16 protein-coding genes are annotated in these 18821 nt (G+C 53.2%); 6 read left to right on the forward strand and 10 right to left on the reverse strand.

The window, feature by feature from the left end:
• Positions 1 to 171 precede the first annotated feature (171 nt).
• From MFLA_RS12815 to gshB, 5 genes are all read left to right on the forward strand, one after another.
• The gene (locus tag MFLA_RS12815) at positions 172 to 963 is read left to right on the forward strand and encodes a TorF family putative porin (RefSeq protein WP_011480730.1); all 792 of its coding nucleotides are present in this window, start codon (positions 172 to 174) and stop codon (positions 961 to 963) included.
• 63 nt (positions 964 to 1026) lie between these two features.
• Positions 1027 to 1365 (forward strand): P-II family nitrogen regulator, encoded by a 339-nt coding sequence (glnK, locus tag MFLA_RS12820; protein ID WP_011480731.1) that lies wholly within the window; start codon positions 1027 to 1029, stop codon positions 1363 to 1365.
• 10 nt (positions 1366 to 1375) lie between these two features.
• A complete protein-coding gene (locus MFLA_RS12825) occupies positions 1376 to 2761 on the forward strand; it encodes an ammonium transporter (protein ID WP_011480732.1) in 1386 nt (461 codons plus the stop codon).
• A 602-nt stretch (positions 2762 to 3363) separates the two neighbouring features.
• Positions 3364 to 4656 carry a glutamate--cysteine ligase gene (gene gshA / locus MFLA_RS12835; RefSeq protein ID WP_048812000.1) on the forward strand — a complete coding sequence of 431 codons (1293 nt, stop codon included), beginning with the start codon at positions 3364 to 3366 and terminating at the stop codon, positions 4654 to 4656.
• Between the two features lie 2 nt (positions 4657 to 4658).
• Positions 4659 to 5603: a glutathione synthase gene (gene gshB / locus MFLA_RS12840; protein WP_195742210.1), complete on the forward strand. Its 945-nt coding sequence runs from the start codon at positions 4659 to 4661 to the stop codon at positions 5601 to 5603.
• Positions 5604 to 5749: 146 nt separating this feature from the next.
• Here the strand turns inward: gshB and MFLA_RS14185 are convergent, their stop codons facing one another.
• From MFLA_RS14185 to MFLA_RS12870, 6 genes are read right to left on the reverse strand one after another with little or no spacing between them, the layout of a single operon-like run.
• Entirely contained in the window at positions 5750 to 9487 is a 3738-nt protein-coding gene (locus tag MFLA_RS14185; RefSeq protein ID WP_011480736.1) for a pilus assembly protein, read from the reverse strand.
• Positions 9488 to 9522: 35 nt separating this feature from the next.
• On the reverse strand, positions 9523 to 10131 hold the full coding sequence (locus tag MFLA_RS12850; protein ID WP_011480737.1) for a pilus assembly PilX family protein: 609 nt from the start codon (positions 10129 to 10131) through the stop codon (positions 9523 to 9525).
• Entirely contained in the window at positions 10128 to 11120 is a 993-nt protein-coding gene (locus tag MFLA_RS12855) for a PilW family protein (protein WP_229407326.1), read from the reverse strand. The genes MFLA_RS12850 and MFLA_RS12855 overlap by 4 nt, the downstream gene beginning before the upstream one ends.
• A 41-nt stretch (positions 11121 to 11161) precedes the next feature.
• Positions 11162 to 11614: a type IV pilus modification PilV family protein gene (locus tag MFLA_RS12860; protein WP_229407062.1), complete on the reverse strand. Its 453-nt coding sequence runs from the start codon at positions 11612 to 11614 to the stop codon at positions 11162 to 11164.
• Positions 11605 to 12144, reverse strand: a complete 540-nt coding sequence (locus MFLA_RS12865; RefSeq protein ID WP_011480740.1) for a GspH/FimT family pseudopilin — start codon at positions 12142 to 12144, stop codon at positions 11605 to 11607. Before MFLA_RS12865 ends, MFLA_RS12860 begins: the two co-directional genes overlap by 10 nt.
• Positions 12145 to 12147: 3 nt before the next feature.
• Positions 12148 to 12573 (reverse strand): type IV pilin protein, encoded by a 426-nt coding sequence (locus tag MFLA_RS12870; protein WP_011480741.1) that lies wholly within the window; start codon positions 12571 to 12573, stop codon positions 12148 to 12150.
• Positions 12574 to 12888: 315 nt separating this feature from the next.
• Between MFLA_RS12870 and fae the strand changes: the two genes are divergently transcribed.
• The gene (fae, locus tag MFLA_RS12875; RefSeq protein ID WP_011480742.1) at positions 12889 to 13440 is read left to right on the forward strand and encodes a formaldehyde-activating enzyme; all 552 of its coding nucleotides are present in this window, start codon (positions 12889 to 12891) and stop codon (positions 13438 to 13440) included.
• Between the two features lie 126 nt (positions 13441 to 13566).
• Here the strand turns inward: fae and mutY are convergent, their stop codons facing one another.
• The 4 genes from mutY to MFLA_RS12895 form a co-directional block, all read right to left on the reverse strand.
• Positions 13567 to 14673, reverse strand: coding sequence for an A/G-specific adenine glycosylase (mutY, locus tag MFLA_RS12880; RefSeq protein WP_011480743.1), 1107 nt, complete (start codon positions 14671 to 14673; stop codon positions 13567 to 13569).
• A 1-nt stretch (position 14674) separates the two neighbouring features.
• A complete protein-coding gene (locus MFLA_RS12885; protein WP_011480744.1) occupies positions 14675 to 17356 on the reverse strand; it encodes an AsmA family protein in 2682 nt (893 codons plus the stop codon).
• Positions 17357 to 17441: 85 nt separating this feature from the next.
• Positions 17442 to 18251, reverse strand: a complete 810-nt coding sequence (locus tag MFLA_RS12890) for an undecaprenyl-diphosphate phosphatase (RefSeq protein WP_011480745.1) — start codon at positions 18249 to 18251, stop codon at positions 17442 to 17444.
• Positions 18252 to 18348: 97 nt separating this feature from the next.
• Positions 18349 to 18747, reverse strand: a complete 399-nt coding sequence (locus MFLA_RS12895) for a YidB family protein (RefSeq protein WP_229407064.1) — start codon at positions 18745 to 18747, stop codon at positions 18349 to 18351.
• Positions 18748 to 18821 lie beyond the last annotated feature (74 nt).

The following is an 18821-nucleotide window of genomic DNA, read 5'->3' on the forward strand; positions in this document are numbered from 1 at the left end:
ACTTACAAACATAAACCAAGGTCCGCACCATTTCAGCCCATACAAAATCACAGAAAAAATAACGTAACTTTTTGTTTTATATGAATGTTGTTTTTATGGCACAGGTGTTGCTTATTACCCAACGCAGAGTTTTCGTTGTGTTTTATTTTTCAAACCTTGAAAGGGTACATTATGCGCAATTCGCTTCTACTTGCCGCCATCGTTGGCACATTTGCAGCACCTGCCGCCGTCATGGCCGAAGAAGCTGCTGGGGCAACCTCTCCTCACACTGTTACATATAACATCGGCCTCACAAGTAACTACATTTTCCGCGGCACCAGCCAATCCGGTGACCGTCCAGCGATCCAAGGTGGTATGGACTACTCCCACGCCAGCGGTTTCTATGCTGGTACATGGGCATCCAGCATCAGCTGGTTGACTGACACTGGTGCCGACGGTTACGGTGGTGAGCGCGCCTACAATAGTTCCAGCATGGAATTGGATATCTATGCAGGTTATACCGCTGAAATCGGCGAAACCGGCATTACTTATGATGTAGGTGTCAATCAATACATCTACCCAGGCCGCCGCAATACTGCTGTTAGCCCATACAACGCTGATACCACTGAAATCTATGGAGGCCTTGCCTACAAGTGGGTTTCCGCACGTTACAACTGGTCCCCAAGCAAGTCTGCCTTCGGCTTCCAAGGTCGCGGTGCCAGCTATATCGACCTGACACTGGACATCCCATTTGGCGATACAGGCTATAGCGCAATCGCCCACGTTGGCCGCCAGGAATTCGGCAATGGCCCCAGCGAGTACGACTATACCGACTGGAAACTCGGCCTGAGCAAGGCATGGGATAACGGTATTGTCGCCGGCGGTTACTATACCGACACCGATGCCGATCCTAGCGCATTCACCTACGGCCCTGTGTTCTCCGGTAAGGAAAACTGGACTTTCTTCGTCCAAAAGACTTTCTAATAAAACAACTAAGTTAGAAGGCAAGGCGTTTGCCTTGCCTTTTTTATTTGAGAGGAGATCACCATGAAACTCGTATCCGCTATCATCAAGCCCTTCAAGCTTGACGAGGTGCGTGAAGCCCTTTCCTCCATTGGAGTTCAGGGTATCACCGTCACTGAAGTCAAAGGCTTTGGTCGTCAAAAAGGCCACACCGAGCTTTACCGTGGTGCAGAATACGTTGTCGATTTTTTGCCCAAGATCAAGCTGGAAGTCGCAGTCGCCGATGAATTACTTGACCAAGTAGTGGAAGTTATCGAAAAATCTGCCTCCACTGGCAAAATCGGCGATGGCAAGATTTTCGTCTTCGACTTGGAACAAGTCTACCGCATTCGTACTGGCGAAACCGGCGCTGATGCGCTTTAAGGGAGTTGATATGAAAAAAATTCTTTCCATGATTGCACTGGTTAGTGCGCTGGGTTTCTCCGGCCTTGCATTGGCCGAAGAAGAAGTTGTCATCGTTGACGAAGCTGTCTCCACTGAAATCGCACCCGCTGCTGCAGAGGCGGTAGACACAGCCACCGAGGCCATGTTGGCCCTGAGCCCCGGCGATACTGCCTGGACCATCGTCGCCACTGTGCTGGTGCTGGCCATGATCATTCCCGGCGTCGCCTTGTTCTACGGTGGCTTGGTTCGCACCAAGAATATGGTTTCCATCCTGACCCAGGTGTTCGTCACGACAGCGCTTATGTCCGTGATTTGGGTCGTCTACGGCTATAGCCTGGCCTTTACTGATGGCGGCAGCCTGAACGCCTATATCGGCGGATTCAGCAAGACCCTGTTATCAGGCATCACGCCCGATACCTTGCTGGAAGGCGGTACCATCCCCGAATATGTATTTGTTACCTTTCAATTGACCTTTGCGGCAATCACCCCGGCACTGATCGTCGGCGGCTTTGCCGAACGCATGAAGTTCTCTGCCGTACTGGCCTTCCTCGCATTGTGGGTGACGTTCATCTATATCCCGATCGCGCACATGGTCTGGGGTGGCGGCTTCCTGGGCGACCTCGGCGCAGCTGACTTTGCAGGCGGCACTGTTGTTCACATGAATGCGGGTATTGCAGCACTCGTCGGCGCCATCGTCGTTGGCAAGCGTCTTGGCTACGGCAAGGAAGCTATGCCTCCGCACAGCATTACGCTAACCATGGTCGGCGCTTCCATGCTGTGGGTAGGCTGGTTCGGCTTCAATGTCGGCAGTGAACTTGCCGCCGACGGTATTGCAGGCCTGGCCTTGATCAACACACAGGCAGCTACCGGCGCCGCCGTATTGGGCTGGGTTTTCGCAGAATGGCTGTTCAAGGGCAAGCCCTCATTGCTGGGTGCCGTTTCCGGTGCAGTCGCCGGCCTGGTTGCCATCACGCCGGCCTGCGGCTTCCTCGGCCCTGTCGGCGCCATCGTACTTGGATTTGTTGCCAGCGTTATCGCTTTCTGGGCGGTCACCAGTCTGAAAGTCAAGCTGGGTTATGACGATTCCCTGGATGTATTCGGCATCCACGGTGTCGCTGGCCTGATCGGCGCATTCGGTACCGGCATCCTCATGAGTGCCGACTTCGGTGGCATCGGCTACGAAGAAGGCACGACGATGGCAAGCCAGCTTTATGCACAAGCCGTCGCGATTGGCGTCACCATCGTATGGGGTGGTATCGGCAGTTATATCCTGTTCAAAATCGTCGACCTTTTCATCGGCCTGCGCGCCAGCGAAGAAGCCGAACGTGAAGGTCTCGATACCTCCGAACACGGTGAGCGTGCCTATCACTACTAAGTTGGGTAATAGCTAGACTCGACGGGCGCTTTCAGCGCCCGTTCTTTTTCACCCATGCAAGCTCATCCATCGCATCGAGAAATGACCCCAATGCACTCAATCGGGGCAATCCTGCACCACTTCGTCACAGCAGCAGCATAAAACCTGCCTCAACAATGGAAATTGCCCCCTGCAAAGTTGGCACGCTGATTGCTTATCTATGATCAAGCGTAATTTGATCTTTACGTCGCAAGACCAGGAACATTTTACTGCCTAGTTTTATGCATTATCTCCTCCTCCTCAGGGCGCTTCGAGCGCCCCTTTTTTTTGCCTATAACTTTAGCTTCCTTTTCATCAGGCAGGATGACTGCCCCAGGACCACATCTCCTGAAATCATCAGGAGCAAATGCACCATACAAACGACGCAAGAGTGCGCATTCGACGCATTGCGACCATTGAAGCCATCGGAAACCTCAGGCTCAAGCCAAGACAGACTCATTGATCCCCATGCGCTGCTCGCCGGAACGGACAGGAACGCTGGCGCGAATAAAACGGGAACTACCCCTGGCTTTACGCTAAAATCTCCGCCTACTCTTGGCTAATCAGGTGTCCTCTTAAACATGATGGTTCCCCACCTTACGACGGCGCTCACCGGTCCATTGCTCACCCTGGAAAAGCGCCTGCTTGACAACATGCCGCGCATTGAACACTGGTTCCGCAGCCAATGGCAGGAATATGGCGCGCCATTCTATGCCTCGGTGGATCTGCGCAATGCTGGCTTCAAGCTGGCGCCAGTAGATACCAACCTGTTTCCGGGCGGCTTCAACAACTTGAACCCGGACTTCCTGCCTTTATGCATCCAGGCCGCCATGGTGGCTGTGGAAAAGATTTGCCCCGATGCGCGGCGCCTGCTGCTGATTCCGGAGAACCACACACGCAATACTTTCTATCTGCGCAACGTCCATGCCCTCACCCATATCTTGCGCCAGGCAGGTCTGGAGGTACGCATCGGTAGCATCGCCCCTGAGATTACCGCACCCACCTTCCTCGAAACGCACGACGGTCATAGCATCTTGCTCGAGCCTGTACGGCGCAAAGCCAACCGTCTGGAGCTGGACAATTTCGATAGCTGCGCGATCCTGCTCAATAACGATCTTTCCGGCGGCATCCCTGACATTCTGCAGGGCCTTGAACAATCGCTGATCCCGCCTTTGCATGCAGGCTGGGCGACCCGCCGCAAATCCAATCATTTCACTGCTTATGATCGTGTGGTCGAGGAGTTCGCGCCTTTGATCGATATCGACCCCTGGCTGCTCAACCCTTATTTCGATACCTGTGGCGGACTGGATTTCCATGCCCGCCTTGGCGAGGAGCAGCTCGCAGAGAAAGTGGACTCCCTGCTGGCCAAAATTCGTCGCAAATATGCGGAATATGGCGTGAAGCAGGAACCCTTTGTCATCGTCAAGGCTGATGCCGGCACATACGGCATGGGCATCATGACGGTCAAAAGCGCTGACGATGTCCGCGACCTCAACCGCAAACAACGCAACAAAATGTCCGTGGTGAAGGAGGGCCTCAAAGTAAGCGAAGTCATCCTGCAAGAAGGCGTGTACACCTTCGAACACCTCAAGGATGCCGTCGCCGAGCCTGTCATCTACATGATGGACCACTTCGTAGTAGGCGGCTTCTACCGCGTCCATACTTCCCGCGGCGCCGACGAGAACCTCAATGCGCCAGGCATGCATTTCGAGCCCCTGACATTCGAAACCCCGTGCTCCACGCCAGACTGTGCGGGTGCGCCGGACGCGGCACCCAACCGCTTCTATGCCTACGGCGTAGTAGCGCGCCTAGCCTTGCTCGCCGCTACCATCGAGCTGCAGGAAACCGACCCGGACTTACTGGACGAAAGAACCTAATGATGCGGATTGCCATCATTCTCGACCCGCTCGACAACCTCAAGCCATACAAGGACACCAGCCTCGCCATCATGCGCGAAGCTGCGTTGCGCGGACACGCCTTGTTCGTGGCGTTGCAACATGACTTGCTGCTGCGCCACCATGAAGCCAGGCTGCGCACCCGCGCTTTCAGGTTCATTGATGGCGACCCTTGGTATTCGCTGGGTGAATCCCATGAAGAAGCCCCGGAGGCATTCGATGCCATTCTCATGCGCAAGGATCCACCATTCGACAACGAATACCTATACAGCACCTACCTGCTGGAGCAGGCTGCCAGGCAAGGCGCGCGCATTTATAACAACCCAAGCTCCATTCGCGATTGGAACGAAAAGCTCGCCGTGCTCAACTTCCCGCAGTTCGCACCTGCGTTCCTGGTCTCCAGCGAGCAGGCACTGATTCGTGAGTTCCTGGCGGAACACCAGGATATTGTCGTGAAACCACTGGACGGCATGGGCGGCAGCAGCGTTTTCCGCCTTCGACAAGGTGACCCCAACCTAGGCGTCATTCTTGAAACCATCACGCGCCACGGCAGCCAGACCATCATGGCCCAGCGCTACTTACCCGCCATTACACAAGGCGACAAGCGTATCATCGTCATTGACGGTGAACCGCTGCCCTACGCCCTAGCCCGCATCCCGCAGAACGGCGAAACGCGCGGCAACCTGGCTGCAGGCGGCAAAGGCGTGGCCCAGCCGCTGACCAGGCGGGACTACGACATTGCCAATACCGTCGGCAAGGTGCTCAAGCAAAAGGGGCTATTCCTGGTAGGACTGGACGTAATTGGCGAACACCTGACCGAAATCAATGTCACCAGCCCAACCGGCATGGTGGAGATTGCTGCACAAACGGAATGTAAGCCAGCTAGCATCCTGCTCGACAAATTAGAAGACTCAGCTAGAAAACAATGAATGCGGCCGATAAAACTCGACAAAATAATTCGGCCCAGGTAGCTCTGATGCAAGTATTACGATCGATGCGGCAATTCAGCAATACCAGATAAGAAAAAGCCAGGGCACATCCCTGGCTTTATTACATTTGCTTGCCCATCCTTTTACTATTTTGTCAGCTCGCGCCAGCCTGTGCGCCGCGATACAGTGTCGGATGCAGCAGTATCAATCCCAATCGTCGTCTTCCGGCCTTGTGCATCAGTAATAATTGCCTTGAGCTGCCCATTGGGCAAGCGGACAATCACCATCCCTACGGACAACCCCGTTGCAAGCTTCTGGCCGAAATGCGTTGCACCAGGTACCATCAAGCCTGTCCTATAATCAAACTGATAAACTCGGGTCGTCCCACCCAGTGAGCATCCATCGGAATGTACGTTGTCGATCTGCGGCGTATTGCTATTGACTGTCAGTGTCCCTAAAGCCAATTGGGGATCGAGGCTCACCCGCTCTCGCAGCTCCGGTAAATCAACGTACCAACCTCCTCCTGCCCAATCCAATTCGCTGCCATTAATCGAAGAGGTCGTATCTCCATGGGTAATCGTCCGTGGTGTCAGGGCACGTCCGTTATAGCTTATGCCATTGTCACGGATTGCATAAACAGACTGGCGCTGGGCATTCGTCACGTCACTGAGTCCCAGATAGCGTCCAGTGGCTACAAAAATCACTGGCTCGTTCACTTTCGGCACCTTGCCAATTTCTGGCTTGGTAGTAATAGGCTGCCCCAAACCGTTAGGATCAGTCAGTTTGGCCAGTCTGGTAATCGCAGGAATAGACGTTCCCAGGTTTACTTTCCACAAGTTTCCCTCAAGGTCTCCCCCATATAAAGCCACCAGCGTCGCATCGATATGCGCATTGCCATTAATGCCCGAACTGCTGGCAAGCTTGGCGAAGCCGCTAGGGCTTTCCGCAGTCCCCACCCCAGTTCCAATCTTCTCGATCAACTCACCTGTGATCGCATCGAGAATATAGACATATCCTTGTCCATTGCCCGGAGATACATTGTTATAACCTGAAGTAAAAATCACCACCCAACGTCCTGCATGCGCATTCCCCTCTGGCAGCTTCGCAATGATAGGGTTGCCGTAAGTCAGGCCCAAATCCTCATCCCATCGGTTGCAGTAGCTATTGGTATGACAGAATTCCCACAACGCTTTCGGGTTGTCCTCATCGGTCACATCCAATGCAAAATATCCGCGCCCGCCTGCATTCAACCCGCCGACAAGAATCGTACGCCAGGCTGAGGAGGAAGCATCGTAAACATCCATGACCTGCGGAGAGCCATCCACCAGAAACTGGTGATTGGCGCCGTAGTTCTTGTCTGCCAGCTTGAACATATTCGGCATGACGAACTGCGGCACATAGGCCCAGCTCTCATGGCCATTGGTAGTGTTGAATGCATGCAACATGCCGTCATTACCGCCGACATAGAGCATGCCATGACGATCAGCCTGCTCATTCTTGAATGTCTGGTAATTAGGCAACACGTTGTCAATAAAATTGAATTGCGGGTGTTTTACGTAAGCAGGCGCCGAATTTACAATATCGCCCAGCAGATGCGCACGCAATCGGTATGGCTTATTTGTCTGGCTCGTTTCGCCGCTATTGACAGACTGTCCCCGCAGATAATTGAGAAGGTTCTCGCCTGAGTTTGCGATCTCTTTGATATCTGCCGTAAAGCCATTACATTGGGACAGCAATTCACACTTGTGATTGAAGTAAACTTTTTCTGCTGTGCTCAGGTTATCCCATGCAAATGGCTCAATTGCCTTGGTATCACGATTGAACTTGAAAATATTACGTCCACCACCACTCAATTGCGCCTGAGCACTCCACACATGTGCTTCGCTGACTGTGCCGTCGGCAGGATTGATCGTTTGTGCCTGCACATCCCCATCCCAGTGCACACTACGGTAAGTAGAGCTGAAAATGTAATTATCGCTTTGGGTAATATTGGGGCTACTAGTTGCCGACGCGGCAGCTGCGCCTGTTCTATCTGATACACCGGCCAAAGCACTACGTAAGCCAGAAATCAGCTCTTTTGGCTGCTTAGCGCTGAAATATAAGCCGCGACCATTGACTGCGGCATGCCAGAGATCATCGAGTGAGCTAGGAGATTCAGCAGCAGGAACAGGCCAATCTCTCAACCCTTGTTTAATCTCGGCAAAGTCTCCTTCGTTAGCAACTTCATAGTCTGATCGATAACTTAGCTCTCCATCCAACCCGAGCCCTAAGGTAAAAGTATTCATATGTTGTGCCGGGTTTCTATCCTTGCTGGTAGTTGGCACCTTATTTTCCATATCGTTACGCAAGTCAGTTTTATAGTAATACATTGCAACATCAGCAAGCGTATTTGTCGCGCCTGGCAATCCGCCATCGAATGCACCATCCACACGCCTGGAATAACCTTGATCTTCATTATCTTGGTTACCAATTCCCCCACCACCAATTGTGATCCCAGCCGCACCATTCCAATATCCATCAGTAGTCAAAATAGTGAAGTTCTGCTGACAGGCAAATTGCACTGGGTCCTCACTCATTCCGGAGTTAATACCACTCTTGACACCAGCATAGTGTCTTCCAACTCTAGACAGCGCCTGACGTAATGGCGTGCCACCACTAGCCGTTGATGAATAGAACTTTTTATACCAATTTTCCTTGTGCCTAGGCTCAAAATCATCAATCTTAAGATATTTGTTTTCGGCTACAGGAGAACCTGGATTGATAGTTAAGAAACCAACGCGATAATTATTATCAATAGTTGCAAATGCCTGTCCGGCAGCACTCTTCATCGCAAAAGATCGTGTACGGTAATAAGCATACCAGTTGGCAAAATTGGTCATTTCTTCGGCATAGGTACATACGCTACCCGCACAATCCACCCGGTCAAGATATTTGACATAGGTTTTCTCTGGCACAATGTCCGTGCGAACAAAAATTCCATACCGTGCATAGCGATAAACATTGCTGTGCTTATCCTGACACCTTCCATCCCCACTTACTGCAGCGCTTGTAACAGCATCAGCATTTGACGCACAATATCTGACATAGGCTGGTAAACTATGTGTTGCACTAGGTGTTGTTCTTAGTGTGCAAACATCCAGCTGACTCGTCGTACAATATTCTCTGGGGCTAATTAGAAAATAATGAGGGTGGCTATTGATCGTTCTCCCCGATGAAAATGTATTATTTGGCCAATCATAACCATTAGTGGTTCCAGTTGCAGGCTCATCTATTCCATTTCGCTTACATACTGTTTCGTTCCTTCTAGTGCTCGAGTTATAAACCGTTCCGCAATATGCTCTTTCTGGATATTCAGTCAGAATATTTGCACGTGCAGAATTCTGTACACAGGAGCCATTGTTAATAGCATGGCCAACCACTCTCACCGCTCGCCACCCATCAGTATTAGTAGCATTCATGGTCGGCAGGGTTTGAGATGTGTCACATGGGTTAATTGGCGGTGTATAGCTAATCTGCGGATTATAGTAAATCGCATTCACCAGCGGACTGTACACTGGAGGATCGCCACCTGTAGCAGGTCTGTTTTGACCGCTCTGAGAGGTACCAGCACATGAGGCGGTCATGTTGCCATTGCTCGCCCTGCATTTACCTGCCATATAACTACCGTATCCCAGAAAATCCGGCATGAAACTAAAATTCATACTCCCGGAATCGTCCAACACAAACATCACGTTTGGCCTGACCACCGTACCTGAAGCAGTAGATAGCGGATTGCTGGAAATATCAGTGACTGCAGCCTCGGCGAGCCATGCGTTTCCAACTAGCCATATTGTCGCCAATAGCAGGACTCTCCCCGATAATCTTCCTTGAGCTTGTTGTTGCATCGTTCTACTCTCCCTGAGATACTGGGTTGTTTTGTTTATACTGGCACCATGACAGTAGCCTGCACGATGCTGACAGTGCTCCTTGGCCCAAGCACCCTAGCCGTGATGCGGTAGTACACTGATGGGCTGGACTGATAGACGGCGGCGCCAATCTGCAAGCTGCTACCGAGGGTAGCATTGGTGACTGGCGCCTTGGACAGGGAAGTGGAGCACGAATTAGGCTGCCCCGTGCCATCTTCGCCGTTATAGGCACCCGTTGTACGGCAGAGACGGTGGATTAAGTATTGCACCCGATTGCCTGCAGCATCGGTTCCCAGATCCACGGCATTACTCCAGATGGCATTACTATACCAGTCCGGTTCTGTTGTAAGCGTATTAGCAAAATAACCCCTTGAAGGATTATTGTCATTCAAAGCATTGCGGTTGTTGTCCAACCAAACTAGCGCCGCCTGCAAGCCTCGGTCAGCGGACATAGTGGCGGACTGCTTGAAAGCAAGATTGCCGGCAATGACATTGCCGGCATCCACAGCACGCCATAAGGCCAGGCCTGCCAGTGTCATGGCGATCAACACAATCAGCGCTACCATGAGCACGACACCGTGCTGGAGTGTCGGGCCTGGGCTTCTGCGCAAAGGCGTCTTCATGAAGGAGGCTTCCATAAGATGTTGCGGATTACCACAGTAGTTTCAAATACCCGATAGCGATATTGCTGCCAATCCTCCAGATTGGACACGTTGCCGAATGTACCACCCGCCCAGGTTAGAGGTTCTGTGGTGACTGCGCTCGCTTCCTTTTTGCTGCTACGACTCACCAGCCCGACCCGGATAGCAATGACTTTTTCCCATTCATCCCAGCTGATTACACCATTACCATCCAAATCTGGAGACATCCGATATTCATCAACGGTATTTTCCGTATCTCCGTCTAAATTGAGCCCGTAATCGGCCTGCAAATCGACAATTCCGTCAGCGACCAGATCTACATCACCTGTCAGCTCGGAAAATACTTGCAAGCCACCATCAACGATCGAATACCGGTTACTGACTGGGCTCCTACCCACGTTGTAGACTTGCGCTCCGGAACTGAACACCTGTATACCACGATAGCGTGACGTGGCCGCCACATGGATATCATTCTGATAAGGGTTAGCAGGCGTAGCAGTAATCTGGGCCAAATCGCAATCCAGGCCCGGCGCTGCTACGACCACTACATCATTGACATTGAAACCAAAACGATTAGTTACGGTATAAACCGTATTGGTGCTGGTCGCAGCCGAGTCTTTCATCAGCGCAGATGGGCTGGTCACCATGCTGGCGTTACTGTAAGTTAACTGGATCACATCTGGAGCTGTATCCTGTCCCTGAGTAATCACCGCTGGAGTGAACAAAAACCGCACATTCCGGCCAGTGGCGTTATCGACGCCTGTGACCTGGCAGCCGAGGTTCTGCGATACATTCATGCCGTATCCGGCCTGACGGATATCACGCTCAATCGCCAGCAGGGCCAATGCGCCATTCTGCTGAGCAGTACCACCGCTGCTGGTCGTGCGATTGCTGTCCTGAGATACGGACAACACTTGCGCAATCACCAGCAAACCCAACAGCCCAATTGTCATGCCAACCATGATTTCCACCAAGCTGTACCCGGCGTGGTACTTGAGGATTGTGCTTATCTTCATGGCGTTGGATTAGTGTTGATATAGGCTATAGTGGTATGGCTATGCGGATCGGTTTCTGAAGGAGGCTGCCAGAACACAGTTACCGTCGCGGTGAAGCCTGCGATTGCATCTCCGGTGATCACGACTGTAGGCGCTTTGGTCTCGGCACCAGGCAAACGCTTCTTCACATCTGCCAACCACTCCGCTAGCGTTTCGGAGCTGCCTCCCGGCAAGCCATAGTTCGCAATCTGAGAAGGTCCGGCCGTCCAGATGCTGGCCACTAGGCGATTAGCAAGATAGCTTGCCTCCAAACGATATTGCGCATCTGATACAGTTTTCATGGAAGCAGCCTGCAAACCGATGATTGCCAGTATGCCCATTGAAAACACCAGGATAGCAATCAACCCTTCGAGCAGGATGGCACCCTCCTGGTAAGAGTGCAGTTTGCGATAGGCGGGCATTAGGCGCATACGCGTGGATCTCCTACTGTTGATATGCTAGGGTCGCAAAAATGCACGCTGCCGCCCCGGATCAGGATACGCAGGTTCCGCCCATTGCCTTCGTTCGCGGCAATATCCAGCTGGCGCATGACGTTGCTGCCGTCATTGTTGAAGGTCACACGACCCAACCCATTGAAGGTCACACTGTGAGCACCTGCCGGCACTACCTCGACATTGATGCTGACTGCTCCCTCAGCACTTTGTTTGCCTTGGATGACCTCAGGACAATCTTCCACCCCATCGTTATCAGCATCGGCCACCACTACCTGGCATCCAACCGTCCATGTGGCATTGCTGCTTAACGTGAATACTACATTGACATTGCGGCGAATAGCCTCGGCCCGGGCGATTTGTAACCCAGTGTTCAAACCTTCCGCCGCAGAGCGTATCTGGAAATTCAACAACATTTCCCGGAAACTGGGGGCGGCCATTGCAAGTAGAATCGTCAATATGGTCAAGGTCACAACCAATTCGACTAATGTAAAGCCATATGCCCTCATGCTTCAGCATCCCCCGCCGTGCTTAGTAATCCAGCAATCTGCTGGCACCGAGGCGTCAGGGAATGCTGTTGTCCTGCGCACATTATCCTGATTGATAGTGAACTCGTAGCCACTCATGCCTTGCGAAGCTATACCGGTAGCAGTGATCAGGAAAGTCTGGTCTCCGTTAGGGGTGCTACATGCATAAGTAAAATACTGAACGGTAGGGCTGGTGGGCATCACAACATCGTCACAACTGTAACGTCGCTTGTCCTGATAGTTTCGTTCCATACGGTTTCGAATATCAGATAACTGCGAAATGGCCTCGGCCACCTTGGCACGTGCCACATAGCGCGAATAAGCAGGCAAGGCGATAGATGCCAAAATGCCAATAATGGCTACCACCACCATTAATTCGATTAAGGTAAAGCCCTTATTTACTGTTCTCATTCACATTCCTTTTTTGCCTAGAGTGAATCATGCAACGTTCTCCCGCTTGCTTGCCAATTCATCCGACAAACGGAGGTACTGCACCGATAGACGGTATAACGATTTTGGTACGCTGAAATTTAGCCTTACAGAAATACTCAGGTCATTATCTTCGAATTCGTGCTTAGCCCCCATCATGCATCTTTGCCCAGAATCATTTCATTAAGCTGTGCTGACGCAGGCAAACAATGGCTTTACCTGAAGTTTGCCCCCTCACTGGCCCTTCGGTAAAATACAGCGTTTCGTTTACTTACCTTTTCCCTTAAGGATATCCAGATGTCAAAAATCGTTTTCAAGGCTGGTGAAGCCACTATTTTCAGCGAAGGTAAAGATGTCACTGCCGCGATGCCAGAGATTGTGATTGGTGCTGTCGACGGCCCCGTAGGTCAGGCATTTGCCAATCTGATGGCCCAGAGCAAGGGTCACTCCGCCATGTTCGCCGTACGTGACATCAATCAGATGGTGCGCCCTGCCACCATGATGGTGCCCAAGGTCACCTTGAAGGACTCCATCAATATCGAATTGTTCGGCGGTGTGGTGCAGGCAGCTACTGCCGATGCAGTACTCGACTGTGTGATTGAAGGCATTATTCCCAAGGATCAGGTCAACGATCTGTGCATCATCAGCCTGGTCTGGATCGATCCAGGCTGCGGACCGCTGGCGAAGGAAGGCAAGCTGGACAAGGCTGACATGTACAAGAACAACTATGAAGCAACCAAGCTAGCGATCAAGCGCGCCCTGAACGATGAGCCCTCCATTGACGAGCTCATTGCCAACCGTCACAAGATCAAGCACTGCATGTGGGAAGAAAGCTGGGGCGACATCTAAAGTTTTGGCCCGACCATCCATGCAAAAGCCCGCTCAGCGGGCTTTTTTCTTTCCTCGTAGGGATGAACACAACATTAGGAGAATCACCAGGAAAAGCAATCCGGATGCCCGGCGCTCAGGTTCAGTTCAAACCAACGCCAGCTGCTGTCCATGCTGTGCAATCTGCTGACGCGCAACCAGGGCCTGCAGTATTTTGCGCACAGGTACAGGCAGCCCGGCATCGATCGCCTCATCCAATGGCATCCATTGCAGGCCCGGTTCCCGCGCCTGTAAAGGCATGATGTTCACGAGCATATGGTTGGCAGTGATGTGCAACTTGAAATGCGTAAATACATGGGTCAACTGCATAAGTGGAGTCAACGAATCTCCCTCCACGCCAAATACCTGCCGCCCCCATGTCAGGACGTCCTCGCCGGCCCCCAGCTCAGGCAGGCTCCATAGCCCGCCCCAGATACCACTATCCGGACGCTTTTGCAGCAGCACGCGACTCCCATGCGTCATCACCAGCATCTGCACGGCTTTCTCCGGGATGGCCTTGCGTGGCCTGGAAGCAGGCAGTTCGCCAACGCGCTCCGTCAGCAAGGCGCCGCAATCCTCCTGCAACGGGCAGTTGGCGCAGCGAGGACGGCGCACACATACCGTGGCCCCCAGGTCCATCAGGGCTTGGGCATAGGTACCCATTTCAGTTTGCGGCTGCATTGCCTCCGCAATTTGCCACAGCTGCTTTTCCACCTTGGGCAGGCCGGGCCAACCTTCAATCAGGAAATAGCGCGCGAATACACGTTTCACGTTGCCGTCCAGTATCGGCTGCGGCAACCCGAAGGCGAACGAAGAGATGGCGGCGGCCGTAGAACGGCCAATCCCCGGCAAGGCCTGGATGGCGTCGAAGTCGCGCGGAAATTCGCCAGCATGCAGGCTCATCACTTGCTGCGCCGCCTTGTGCAGGTTGCGCGCGCGCGAGTAATAGCCCAGGCCGCTCCAATACTGCATCACTTCATCCTGGCTCACTGCCGCGAGGCTGGCAATCGTCGGGAAGCGCTGCATGAACTTGTGGTAATAGCCAATGACTGCCGCCACTTGTGTCTGCTGCAGCATGATCTCGGACACCCAGATGGCATATGGATCATGTGTATTCTGCCAGGGAAGGTCATGGCGGCCATGCTGCTTCTGCCAGGTAATCAGCCTGTCGGCGATGGGAGGATATTGCGTCAGGGGCATCTCAGCGAGGTTCATTTCAGCGGCCGAACAGGTTCTGGAGTTTCTGCTTGACCTTGTCTTCGGATGAGGCAGCCGAAGCTTCACTGCCGGCTTCATCCTTGCGATTGCCGCTTTTTTGATTGAGCAGCGACTTCACCGCTTCTTCACGATTGCCCTCCAGCAGGTTCTTGACCGCCTCGCCCTTGGCGCCGCCAGCACCTTCCAGCAGCCTGTTCTTGGCCACCGCGGCAGCCAGCCCGGCAAAGTCGATGGCAAAGGCTGGTTCAGTGAAAGTCCCGGTGACCTTGACCGGAATGGTCAAGCCGTTGAGCTCCTGCAAGCTGGCCCCGCCCTGCCCCTTGAGGGAGGCAACGACAGTGGGCTTGGCAAGATAGTCCAGGGTTTCGTTGACGATGTCGATGCTGCCACTACCCGCAATGCGGAACAAGGGTGCCTTCATGTAGAGGTCGTCATTGTGCGCCACGCCGTTCTTGATATTGAAGCTGGCGGACATTTCGCTGAAATCGGTCTGCTTGCGCTTGTCCCCCGCGACACTGGTATTGCCCTTGAGCACATCGAGCTTGTCCTTGGCACCACGCAGCGTCCCAGCGATATCGATGCCCTTGACCGCACCATCCTTGAGGTTGAGCACCGCCTTGCCGTTCAGCCCTTGCTTTAGGGAATTGACGCTATCACCACTGGTGGTGAGATCAAGATTCAGGCTACCCTTGCCATTCAACATGTCATTGTTGATGACATCTGTCAGCAAAGGGCCGATCGCGATGCTCTTCATATCCTGCTTGATGGCGATATTCGGCGTGCTGCGGGCGTCGACCGTCAGGGCGCCGTTCATGGAGCCCTCGTAGAGGTTAGCGGAAAAAGGGGCGAGTTCGGCCACCCCCGAGTCCGCCTTTAGCTTGATGCGCACATTGGTGCTGTTGACGTTGGCCACCTTGAGCGAGCCGATGCGCAGCTCGCCATCCGCATTCAATTGCCGCAATGCACTCAGGTCTATGGGAGCGCCTTCCTGCGGCTTGCTGACCGCGGCTGGGGCCGGTTTCGCAGGCTGCGCGTCGGAGTCGGTGATATAGCGGTCCGCATCCAGCTTGTCGATATCGACGTCGAAATGGTAGATCGGCCGCTCGAACCGGCTGATGCCGAACTTGCCGTTGATCGTGGTTTCGTCGAGCTTCACCTTGAACGGGCTGACGTCGAGCGTCTTGCCGTCGGCCTTGATACCAAGTTTGAGCCCGGTCAGGCGGAATTTCTCATAGACGATACTGCCGATATTCACATTGCCCTGCAACAGCAGGTCTTTCAATGCCGAAAGATCGGGGGCGGACGGCTCAGCCGCCGACTTGCTTGCGGCTTTCTGCGTAGGTTTGGCATTGGCTACGTTATTACCCAGCAGTTTGTTCAAGTCCAGTTTGTCGCCATTGAGGCTGAAGCGGATATCGGGCTTGGCAAAGCCGGCCACGGCCACGTCGCCCTTGAGCTTGGTGTCCTCGACATCCAGGCTGAAATCGCTGTCTACCTTTTCCTGCTTGACGTCAGCCAGCAGCTTGAAAGCGAACTCGCCCTGGGCAGCACCTTTCGGCAAGGCCTTGTCCTTGATGTCTATCCTACCTGCCAGCTTGGGCAGCTCGAACACCAGGTCTTCCAGGTTACCCTTGAATGGCGATGAGAACTTGCTTTCCACGCTGCGATCGGCTTGCTTGAGGCTGAATTCGCCATTGATGCCGCTGCTTTGCAGCTCCCTTGGCGAGCCCTTGATGTCCGCCAATACCAGTTGGGCCTTGATGCTCTGATCTGTTTTTTGCTGGCTGAAGGTCAATTCGGCCTTGTCACCCGATACCTCATCCTGACGTACGACCAGCCTGGGCGCAGCGAAATCTGCTGCCAGCTTGGCATCGGCAAGCTGACCGGCAAACGCAAGCTTGAGGCCGTTGACCAGGAATTCCATGTGTTCAGGGCGCGCATCCACATCGCCTGTCAGGCGGATGTCCACCTCCTGAACATCGGCGATATTACCCTTGACCACGGTATCCAGCTTTTGGATGGCAAAATGCTGGCTCTCGAGATCTGCCATGAAGTTGCCTTGCAACTTGACTCTTGCCTCGACCTTAGGTGCGCTGGCACTTACTTCGAAATTGCTGGCGAGGTCGAATGGCGTGGCAAGTGCAACGCGTCCGGTCTTGAGGTTGAACTTTTCGATGGCGTAGGTATTGTCTGTCGCCTCATCATGGAAGCTCACGGCAGAATTGCTGACGTTGATGCTGGAAATATCGAAGGCAATTTCCTGCGAAGACTCTTCCTTGTCCTCGCTTAGCAAGTCGTCAAAATTGGTACTACCATCCTGGTAGCGCACGATATTGGCCCGCGCGCCATCCACATAGACCGCATCTACCACCAGCTTCTTCCTCAATAAGGGGATCAGCGCTACGGAGACTTTGAGGCCTTCCACGGCAGCAAATTCCTTGTCGCCATTATGCTCGGAAAGGGAAATCCTGCCGAGATCCGCACCCAGCTTAGGCCAGAATGCGAGCTTGATGTCGCCGTCGATATCAAGCGTGCGCTGCTTCTTGTCCTTCACCAATTGCACGATCATGGGTTTGTAGTCGTTCGGGTTGAAAGTGGCGACAAACACCGCCACGATGATGACCAGCACCAGAACGATTCCGCCGAGGCCAAACAAGGAATACTTGAGGATTTTATTCATTCACCCATCCCGTTTCGATTGCGCGCGAAGAGGATAAGTGTATCACCGGCGGTGTTCGACCGGCAGTGATACACAATGGCGGCGATTACCAGTAATAAGCCAGGACAATGATGCCGAGCACGATACGGTAATAGGCAAAACCCTTGAAATCATGGTTGGCGACATAGCGGATCAAGGTTTTGATCGCCACCAGTGCGGCAAGGAAGGCGGTGATGAACCCCACGGCGAACATCGCCAGGTCCTCGAATACGAACAGACTGAAATTCTTGTACACGTCATAGAACGTAGCCGCGAGCATCACCGGGATTGCGAGAAAGAAGGAGAATTCAGTGGCCGTCTTGCGGTTGAGGCCGAAAATCATGCCACCCAGGATAGTGGCGCCGGAGCGCGACACACCAGGCATGATTGCGAGCGATTGTGCGCAACCGACCTTAAGCGCCTGCCATGGCGTAATCTCGTTGAGGTTGGACGCCTTGGCGGCCGGAGCCTTGTCGTGAGCATAGAGATTTTCTACCAGCAGGATGGCAAAGCCGCCAACGATCAAGGCACATGCTACGGTAATCGAGGAAAACAGATGCTCCTTGATAAAGCCGTGCAACAGCAATCCAAAAATGGCTGCAGGCAGGAAGGCGACGAACAGGTTGAGGATGAAGCGCTGCGAGGTATTGGTATGCAAGGTGGTCGCCACGGAGATCAGGCGGCTACGGTATTCCCAGCATACGGCAAGAATGGCGCCCAGCTGAATCACGATTTCGAATACCTTGCCCTTGTCGTCGTTGAAATCAAGCAAATCGCCAACGATGATAAGATGGCCCGTACTGCTGATAGGGAGGAATTCGGTGGCACCCTCGATAATGCCGAGGATAAAAGCCTTCAATAATAATAAGATATCCATGACCTGCTGTCTTTTTTGTTGATGTTGGCGGCATCATCATGCCGCATGCTTGTGACCCTGCGATGAACCGCCTCCCGACGGATCTGCAGAAATACCCTTATCCCTTAAGCAAGGAAAATGCCCGTGCCATCAGCTCTGCCTGGCTGCCTGGCAGTTTGCCGTCCGGGCTGAGCTTGTCAATCGCCTGCGGCAGGTACTCCGCCAGCTTGCTGCCGAAATCATCGACAGGCAGGGAAAACTGTGTCGCCATCGACTGAATCAACTCTGTGCCGAACACCTGCAACACCTGTTGCAGGTTCAATGGGAGATTATTGCCGGAACCCAACCATGACTCGACTTCTGCGTCCAGGCCGTTGGCCCGCAGCTTATCAAGCACGCCTTGCGGCCCGCCGCACTTGTTCATGAGCTCCAGCCCGGCCTGTATCATTGGGTTGCCGCTGCTACCCGCCATCTTGTTCATCACCGAGCCTGCAATACTGTCGAATAATCCCATCATGCTTCCTTGCTCATGTCCATGCATGGACCTTGTATCGTCTTCAAAATTACACGCTTCAGCGAGTTACCAAACGG

Origin of the sequence: Methylobacillus flagellatus KT (assembly GCF_000013705.1) — a bacterium.
In the GTDB taxonomy this organism is placed as follows: domain Bacteria; phylum Pseudomonadota; class Gammaproteobacteria; order Burkholderiales; family Methylophilaceae; genus Methylobacillus; species Methylobacillus flagellatus.